The following is an 8,593-nucleotide window of genomic DNA, read 5'->3' as shown; positions in this document are numbered from 1 at the left end:
TTCTTGATGTAGTCGGCGTGGCCCGGGGCGTCCACGTGTGCGTAGTGGCGCTTCGGGGTGGAGTACTCAACGTGGGAGATGTTGATGGTAATACCGCGCTCCTTCTCCTCAGGAGCCTTGTCGATCATGTCGAAGGCGAAAGCGGTGTTCTCCTCCGGGTAAGCGTCAGCCAGAACCTTGGTGATCGCTGCGGTGGTGGTGGTCTTGCCGTGGTCGACGTGTCCGATGGTGCCGATGTTCACATGCGGCTTCGTACGCTCGAACTTCTCCTTTGCCACTGTTTGTCCTCCTGGACTCTATGGCGGCTACGTATTTCGCAGCCACGTGGTTTGTATTGCCATTGGCACTTCGAGCCGAAGCCCATAAGCGCTAATGACGCTTTCTTACGTGCCAGTTACACGATCCTAGATTTATGCCGCAGTTTTTTCAAACTGCCTAAATAGGAGGTAACCCCGCCCAACACGTGCGGACGTTGACCCTCGACAAGAATCAAATTAACGGATCCTGGGAGGGTAACGGCCGGCTCAACCCACATCATGCGTGTGCGCTCAGCCGACCGCTACCCCAAGGCGCGGAACTGGTCTTCCACTGGCGAAGACTACCAGCCCCGCATGTACGCCTTTGCGGCAGGGGCCTAAAAGTTAGGCCTTGGCGCCGGTGCGCTCCTCGATGATCTCCTGTGCCACGGAGGACGGAACCTCAGCGTAAGAGTCGAAGACCATGGTGAAGTTTGCACGGCCAGCGGTGGAAGAACGCAGGTCACCGATGTAGCCGAACATCTCGGACAGCGGAACCTTCGCCTTGACGACCTTGGCGCCGGAGCGGTCTTCCATAGCGAAGACCTGGCCACGGCGGGAGGAGATGTCACCGTTAACGGTACCCATGTACTCCTCCGGGGTCACGACCTCAACGGCCATGATCGGCTCCAGCAGAACCGGCTTAGCCTTAGCGACGGCCTCCTTGAGGACCTGAGAGCCGGCGAGCTTGAAGGCCATCTCAGAGGAGTCAACGTCGTGGTAAGCGCCATCCTCGAGGGTGGCCTTGATGTTCACCAGCGGGAAGCCAGCGACGAAGCCGTACTGCATAGCGTCCTGGATACCAGCGTCGACGGACGGGATGTACTCCTTCGGAACGCGGCCACCGGTGACGGAGTTCTCGAACTTGTAGGTTGCGGACTCGCCCTCTTCCAGCTCCTCCGGATCCGGGTTGTACGGCTCGATGGTGACGATGACCTTTGCGAACTGGCCGGAACCACCGGTCTGCTTCTTGTGGGTGTAGTCGAGGGACTCGACCTTCTTGCGAATGGTCTCACGGTAAGCAACCTGCGGGTTACCGATGTTTGCCTCAACCTTGAACTCGCGCTTCATGCGGTCAACCAGAACGTCGAGGTGCAGCTCGCCCATACCGCCGATAACGGTCTGGCCGGACTCCTCATCGAGGTGAACGGTGAAGGTCGGGTCCTCTTCGGCGAGCTTCTGGATAGCGGTACCCAGTTTCTCCTGGTCAGCCTTGGTCTTCGGCTCAATCGCAACCTGGATAACCGGATCCGGGAAGTCCATGGACTCGAGGATGATCGGGTTGTCCGGGTTACACAGGGTGTCACCGGTGGTGGTTTCCTTCAGACCGATGAACGCGTAGATGTTACCGGCGTCGGCGTGCTCGACCGGGTTCTCCTTGTTCGCGTGCATCTGGAAGAGCTTGCCCACGCGCTCCTTCTTGTTCTTGGTGGAGTTGAGCATCTGCTCGCCCGGGATAGCCTGGCCGGAGTAGACGCGCACGTAGGTGAGCTTGCCGAAGAACGGGTGGACGGCAATCTTGAAGGCCAGTGCGGAGAACGGCTCCTGGACGGACGGCTTACGGGTCAGGGTCTCCTCACCGTCGAGGGAGGTGCCGTTGACTTCACCGATGTCCAGCGGGTTCGGGAGGTAGTCAACGATGGCATCGAGCAGCGGCTGGACACCCTTGTTGCGGTAAGCGGTACCGCAGAAGACCGGGTAGATCTCGGAGTTCACGGTCAGTTTGCGGATAGCGCCCTTGATTTCCTCAACGGTCAGCTCTTCGCCGCCGAAGTACTTCTCCATGAGCTCTTCGTCGGACTCAGCAACGGTCTCGAGCAGCTTCTCGCGGTACTCTTCAGCCTTCTCCTGCAGCTCGGCCGGGATCTCCTCGATGGTGCCATCGGTACCAATCTCGGTCTTGCCGCGCCAGGTGATGGCCTGCATGTTGATCAGGTCGACGACGCCGTCGAAGTCATCCTCAGCGCCGATCGGCAGCTGCATAACCAACGGCTTAGCGCCGAGGCGGTCGATGATGGTCTGAACGGTGAAGTAGAAGTCAGCGCCCAGCTTGTCCATCTTGTTGACGAAGCAGACACGCGGGACGTCGTACTTAGCAGCCTGGCGCCACACCTGCTCGGACTGCGGCTCGACACCTTCCTTACCGTCGAAGACAGCAACAGCGCCATCGAGAACACGCAGGGAGCGCTCAACCTCAACGGTGAAGTCCACGTGGCCCGGGGTGTCAATGATGTTGATCTGGTTGTTGTTCCAGAAACAGGTCACAGCAGCGGACGTAATGGTGATGCCGCGCTCCTTCTCCTGCTCCATCCAGTCAGTGGTCGCGCCACCATCGTGGGTTTCGCCGACCTTACGGTTAATACCGGTGTAGAAGAGAATGCGCTCGGTGGTAGTGGTCTTACCCGCATCGATGTGCGCCATGATGCCGATGTTGCGGACCTTGTTCAGATCCTTAAGCACTTCTTGTGCCACAGTTAATACCCCAACTTAATTGTCGTCGACGCCCGCGTCAGTTGTGCACTGACGCAACTAAGTGTGACGTCTTCATGGATAGGTCTTGGTCTATTTTGCCACGTCTAGGCTTCTACGTCAGCGTGAGACGTGAAGCCCACGCCATAAAAAATGGCCCGAACAACGCTATTAAGGTTTAAGTTCCGCACCGACTAGCGCGCGCGGCTCCGCCGAAGGGAGCGCGAGCACGCACTGTCAGCGCAGGTAAACGATGATATCGCTGTTCGAGCCATAATGCCGTGTGGCGGGTTAAACCGCAGGGATTACCAGCGGTAGTGAGCGAAGGCGCGGTTAGCCTCAGCCATCTTGTGAGTATCCTCACGGCGCTTCACGGAAGCACCCAGGCCGTTGGATGCATCGAGGATCTCGTTTGCGAGACGCTCGATCATGGTGTTCTCACGACGCTGACGGGTAAAGGTAACCAGCCAACGCAGAGCCAGGGTGTTGGAACGTGCCGGCTTAACCTCAACCGGGACCTGGTAGGTAGCGCCACCCACACGACGGGAGCGAACCTCGAGGTCCGGACGGATGTTGCCCAGGGCCTTCTCCAAGGTGCCAACCGGATCGGTACCGGTCTTCTCGCGGCAGACCTCGAGAGCACCGTAGACAATGCGCTCAGCGGTGGACTTCTTGCCGTCACGCAGGATCTTGTTCACGAGCATGGTGACCTGCTCGGAGTTGTAAACCGGGTCCTTAACTACAGGACGCTTCGGTGCAGCATTCTTACGCATTGTTGATTACTGTCCCTTCTTTGCGCCGTAGCGGGAACGAGCCTGCTTACGGTCCTTCACGCCCTGGGTATCCAGTGCGCCGCGGATAATCTTGTAGCGAACACCCGGGAGGTCCTTCACACGACCACCGCGGACGAGCACCATGGAGTGCTCCTGCAGGTTGTGACCCTCGCCCGGAATGTAGGCGGAAACCTCGATACCGGAGGTCAGGCGCACACGGGCAACCTTACGCAGAGCCGAGTTCGGCTTCTTCGGGGTGGTGGTGTACACGCGGGTGCACACGCCACGGCGCTGCGGGGAGCCCTTCAGGGCGGCCGTAGCAACCTTGGCCTTCTTGTCGTGGCGGCCCTTGCGGACCAGCTGCTGAATAGTTGGCATAAATCTAGTCTTTCTCTATGACTTCGGCTTGAACTGACCGCTTCACTCGCCCAAACATGCAAAAATAGGGGCTCTTCTCCGGGGCCCTTCCGCATGTCCAGAACGAATCTCGCCCAGTGGATGGTTGAGATACCGATCAGACTTTTCATCTCCTATAAAGATGAAACCTTGGACAGACTACCACCACCCCTTTGATCTGCCCAAATCCCCAACCGCTAGCGCCACTCCCAGGTCAGGTCCGCCTCCACCGCGCGGTTCTCGAAGTGTTCCTGCTCCTGCTTTTCCCAGGTTTCAAACCACTCTTCATAGCCGGGGTCGCGCTCAAGGGCGCGCTCGCGACGCTTCTCACGCGGCCCGTCGATGCGCACGGTCACCACGGAGCCGCGCTCCTTGGCGGCGGCTACGGTGGCCTCGGTGACAGAACCAACCCCTTCAACGATCAGATCGTCGCGCTCATCCAAGCTGGCCCAATCCTTCGGCGCGTTGGCTTCCCAGTCCCAGCGCCAATAGCCCGGGTTATTCTCCCGCAGCACTTGTTCCGAGACCATCTCTGAGCCCTCGTGCAGCCCATGCCAGCCGGGGTAGAACTCGTCGAGGTGGACTACTCGCCACCCAGTCCGCTCCGCCAGGGCCACGGAGGTCCAGGTCTTGCCGGCGCCGGAGGGGCCGTCGATAAGCACGGTAATTGGGCGCATCGGGCGCTTGCGCGACGCGGCGAGCGCCACCACATCGGTCAAGAGCCGATCCATCTCGGCGGCGTGCGTTTGGGCAGTGTCCTTACCGCTGTCCTGGTCGGCCGTGCGGTCCGCGTCCTGCATGTATTTCTTCACCACTTCTGGGTACGTCTAGCGTGCAGCTTTGAGAGAGTCGTCCTAGAGTCCGAAGAATCTCCAGGACCCACTGAGAACCGAAACTACCACCGGAAGCGCCGCAAGGCCCGTTCCCACCACCATCACCAGCCAGTCTTGGCCGACAAAGCGGGACGGCCGCGCCCACGTGCGTTGCCCACCACCCGGCGGGGTTCGCCCGAAACCGCGCGCCTCCATCGCCGTGGCCAGCTTGCCCCCGCGCCGCAGCGCCAACACCAAGAGCCCGAAGGACATGGTGATGAGGTGTTTGATGCGGCCTTCGTCGGTCAGCCCACGCGCACGCCGCGCCATGGCCAGGTACTGCCAATCGGATTTGAACAACGTCATCATGCGCACCCCGGCCACCGCCCCGATGACGAAGCGGGACGGTAGCTTGAGGATTTGCGAGAGGGCGTCGCCCAGCTCCGTCGGGTCAATATCTCGCGCCAGCACCACCATGGGCAGCGCTACCGCCAGCACGCGCATCGTGATGGCGATGGCCAGCTCCATCGAGTTGTCCGTGACAGTAATCAGCCACCAGCTGAAGTACTCCCGCCCGCCCGGCGCGCCGTAGAGCAGCATCGAGATGCCAGACAATGGGGCGATAAGGAAAAGGAACCAGCCGGCTTTAAACAGGCGCGGCCACGATACCCCGCACAAGGGCGCAAAAACTAAAGTCATGGCCAAGGACATTGCCGCAGAGACCCAATCCACAGAGAGCAGCAGCGGGGTTACCCACACGAACATGAGGAAGATACGGGTCAGCGGGTTCACGCCGCGCAGCAGGCCAACGCGGCCAGCACGTTCGGCCCGACCAGCGTCGTCCGCGTTGGCCGACGAGGTAGTTGTCTCAGCCACGGCTCACCTCCACTCGGTGGTCACCCAATGCGGAAATGAACAACGGATCATGAGTCACCGACGCAATCGTCGTCCCCTCATCCGCCATGCGCCGCAGCAACCACACCAACTCGGTGAAGGTGTGGGGGTCTTGGCCGAAGGTGGGTTCGTCGAGAAGCAGCACCTCCGGCGCCGTGACCAACGCAGTCGCCACCGACAACCTGCGCTTCTCCCCACCGGAGAGCGTAAACGGATTGGCGTTGAGCAAATGCCCCAGGCGTAGTGCCTCCACGAGCTCCGCAATGCGTCCCTCCGGCACCTCGCGGTGCATGACACGGGGTGCCACACGCAGCTCCTCTGCCACCGTGCGGGCGACGAATTGGTGCTCGGGATTCTGGAAGACGAAGCCAATGCGGTCCGCCAGGTCCCGGGACTTCCACGTCAACGGCGCGCCTTTCAGCCCCCGCCGCACGTACTCGGCCACACCAATCTCCCCGGCTACTGCTGGAAGCAACCCCGCTACCGTCATCAGCCACGTGGTCTTGCCCGCGCCATTGGGCCCGGTAATCACCGTGGACATCCCCCGGGGCAGCGCGTAGCTGCGCGGCGGCCCGAAGCGGGTGACCAGGTCAGTGCTCCACAGCGCCGCCGACTCCGGTACAGCCACATCCGGTACTACCCCAGCGCTGCTTGGCGACGTCCCACCGATCTCCCGCGCCCGCGGCAAACCGCTAAGCGAACGCTTAGCGACAACGGAATCGACTGGACCGTCGGCGACGATGCGCCCATCCTTCAGCTCAATCGCGCGGTCAAGCACGCCCTTCCACGCCGCGTGCTGGTGTTCTACCACGATAAGAGTGGCGCCGGTGCGCTCCACCATGGTGGACACGGCCTCAATAACCTCGCGCGCGCCCTCCGGATCGAGGTTCGCCGTCGGCTCATCGAGCAACACCATGCCCGCCCCCATGGCGATCACACCGGCGAGGGCCAAGCGTTGTTTCTGCCCTCCGGAGAGACGCTCCGTGGGAAACGACAAATCGACGTACGGCCCCACCATCTCCAGCGCCGCCGACACCCGCTGCCAGATCTCCTCGCGCGGGTAGGCCAAATTCTCACAACCAAAGGCAACGTCATCGCCCACACGCGCGGCAATCACCTGGGAGTCTGGGTCCTGCAGCACCAGGCCCACCGGAATCGTGCGGCCAGGCGGCTCACTATGACCAGAGGCATCCTCAAGAAGAATCTCCCCTACCCGGGTGCCCTCGTCATCCCCGCCGAGCACGCCTGCAATAGCCGCCAGCAGCGTGGACTTCCCGGACCCGGAATCACCGCACAGCAGGACCTTCTCCCCCGGTGAAATATCCAGGTCAATATCCGCCAGCGCCGGCGCACGCCTGCCCGCATGCGTCCAGCCATAGCCGCGCGCGACAAGCTTCGTCGCGCCCGCGGACATCCCTTCTACCGAACCCACATCAGCCATCAGAATCAGCCACCAGCCACCAAGCAACAGCCATTAATTCAGCTACCAGTCAATGCTCAGCATCAACAATCAACAAGCACCCACAGAAAACAACGCACAACAAGCAACGCTTGCTTAAGCACTGTGCTGTTCGCGGCCGACCGCGAAACGGTCCAGCGCACCAGTCTTCGCAAGCGCATTGACTACGAAGTAGCCCACGGCTCCTGCCAGAATGGCGCCGGAGATGCTCAGCGTGACGAGGTAGATGATGTTGAACTGCAGGGTCTTGCCCAGGTTTCCGGAGGTAAACAGCTCCAGCACAAACGCACCCCAGCCCGCTGCCATGCCGCCGAGCATCGCAATGCCCAGGCTAAAGCGACGGTAGAGGAAGATGGCCAAGACAATTTCCACACCAATTCCCTGCGCGATGCCGGAGTACAACGTACTAATACCCCACTGGGAGCCCAGGACCGCCGACACGATGGCCGCCAACAGCTCCACGTAGAGTGCGGCACCCGGCTTACGGATAATCAAACCACCAACGACGCCACCAAGAAGCCAAATGCCGGTGGCAATGCCACCCAGACCTGGCGTGAGCGCATCCATGGCCTGGAACCAAGCGTAGCCCACCGTGTTCCACGCCAGGAACACAATTCCGCACGCCACACCCAGCACCGAAGCGACCACGATGTCAACGACGCGCCAGTTCAAATTACGCGGCGCAGCAGCACCATTCGCAGATGCGCCATTAACAGATCCACCATGAGATACAGAGTTCATGATTCCTCCCTTTCGCCGGCATTATCCGGATCAGGTTCGACGGTTCGCCGCTTTACCGCGGCATCTCAGCCTCCTCAGCCAACCTCCGCACACCACCCAAGAAACGAAAGGAATTAGGGCTAAGCACTAACAGGAAAACGAGGAAGCACCCGTGACGATGTGTAGTTAGAAGCCGCCGGCGCCAAAAGAGCACCAGCTAAGCACGCTCAAAAGCACTGTCAGCTTAGCAAGGAGTACCTCACGAGAACACATCTACCTCTGCCTTAAGCAAAAGAGGTAAGCCGCTAGGCCAGAGAAAACGAATGTACCCCGTCGCGTCCTCTGACCTACGCGACGGGGTACGTGCACACCGGCTTCAAAAGCCAGTGGCCATGAGCCTCCACTCGTACAGCTTAAGGAAAGGAAAAGCTTCGGTAGAGACCCAAGACTATGAGAAATAACAAATCGTATTTCGGAACTATCAAACAAACAAAATCGAGCAATGAGCCAGGCCACGCCACCGGGCTATAAAAGCCCAGCAGCAATGTCCCGCTATATCAACTCTCACGTTGAGCGGGAGGTTAACGCACCTCCCTGGGGCGGTGTTTTTAGAGGAAACACAACCTCACGCTTCGATTACTTGGAGGAACCCTCGTCAGCACCCGGTGCACACGCATCAGCCAACAGGCCGATAGCCAGAGCACCAGCAGCAATCAGAGCCACAGCACCAGCAGCCTGCTGGTAATCAGCACCGAAACGCTTCAGCTGAGCATT

At 60.4% G+C, this 8,593-nt stretch carries 8 protein-coding genes and 1 riboswitch; all 8 genes read right to left on the bottom strand.

The window, feature by feature from the left end:
* Positions 1-278: GTP-binding protein (locus tag RDN59_RS10235; protein WP_308607743.1), on the bottom strand; the 278-nt coding region annotated here is incomplete at its 3' end.
* 363 nt (positions 279-641) lie between these two features.
* Complete coding sequence (fusA, locus tag RDN59_RS10230; protein WP_308607742.1) at positions 642-2,768, bottom strand: elongation factor G; 2,127 nt, start codon at positions 2,766-2,768, stop codon at positions 642-644.
* A gap of 302 nt (positions 2,769-3,070) precedes the next feature.
* The gene (gene rpsG, locus RDN59_RS10225) at positions 3,071-3,538 is read right to left on the bottom strand and encodes a 30S ribosomal protein S7 (RefSeq protein WP_070525758.1); all 468 of its coding nucleotides are present in this window, start codon (positions 3,536-3,538) and stop codon (positions 3,071-3,073) included.
* A gap of 6 nt (positions 3,539-3,544) precedes the next feature.
* Positions 3,545-3,916: a 30S ribosomal protein S12 gene (rpsL, locus tag RDN59_RS10220; protein WP_005286791.1), complete on the bottom strand. Its 372-nt coding sequence runs from the start codon at positions 3,914-3,916 to the stop codon at positions 3,545-3,547.
* A 215-nt stretch (positions 3,917-4,131) separates the two neighbouring features.
* Positions 4,132-4,746, bottom strand: a complete 615-nt coding sequence (locus tag RDN59_RS10215; protein WP_374044606.1) for an isopentenyl transferase family protein — start codon at positions 4,744-4,746, stop codon at positions 4,132-4,134.
* A gap of 42 nt (positions 4,747-4,788) precedes the next feature.
* Positions 4,789-5,511, bottom strand: coding sequence for an energy-coupling factor transporter transmembrane component T (locus tag RDN59_RS10210; RefSeq protein ID WP_308607744.1), 723 nt, complete (start codon positions 5,509-5,511; stop codon positions 4,789-4,791).
* 103 nt (positions 5,512-5,614) lie between these two features.
* Positions 5,615-7,081 carry an ABC transporter ATP-binding protein gene (locus RDN59_RS10205; protein WP_308607741.1) on the bottom strand — a complete coding sequence of 489 codons (1,467 nt, stop codon included), beginning with the start codon at positions 7,079-7,081 and terminating at the stop codon, positions 5,615-5,617.
* A gap of 114 nt (positions 7,082-7,195) precedes the next feature.
* On the bottom strand, positions 7,196-7,840 hold the full coding sequence (locus RDN59_RS10200) for an ECF transporter S component (protein WP_308607740.1): 645 nt from the start codon (positions 7,838-7,840) through the stop codon (positions 7,196-7,198).
* Positions 7,829-8,003: riboswitch (TPP riboswitch) on the bottom strand. (Overlaps the previous gene by 12 nt.)
* Between the last annotated feature and the right edge of the window lie 590 nt (positions 8,004-8,593).

It is taken from the genome of uncultured Corynebacterium sp., assembly GCF_902489365.1.
In the GTDB taxonomy this organism is placed as follows: Bacteria; Actinomycetota; Actinomycetes; order Mycobacteriales; family Mycobacteriaceae; genus Corynebacterium.
This window is presented reverse-complemented; position numbering and strand designations above follow the sequence as displayed.

Excerpts from the sequence above, each read along its gene's own strand:
- rpsG (WP_070525758.1), bottom strand. The coding sequence starts at position 3,538 with ATGCGTAAGAATGCTGCACCGAAGCGTCCTGTAGTTAAGGACCCGGTT.
- rpsL (WP_005286791.1), bottom strand. The coding sequence starts at position 3,916 with ATGCCAACTATTCAGCAGCTGGTCCGCAAGGGCCGCCACGACAAGAAG.
- RDN59_RS10210 (WP_308607744.1), bottom strand. The coding sequence starts at position 5,511 with ATGTTCGTGTGGGTAACCCCGCTGCTGCTCTCTGTGGATTGGGTCTCT.
- RDN59_RS10205 (WP_308607741.1), bottom strand. The coding sequence starts at position 7,081 with ATGGCTGATGTGGGTTCGGTAGAAGGGATGTCCGCGGGCGCGACGAAG.
- RDN59_RS10200 (WP_308607740.1), bottom strand. The coding sequence starts at position 7,840 with ATGAACTCTGTATCTCATGGTGGATCTGTTAATGGCGCATCTGCGAAT.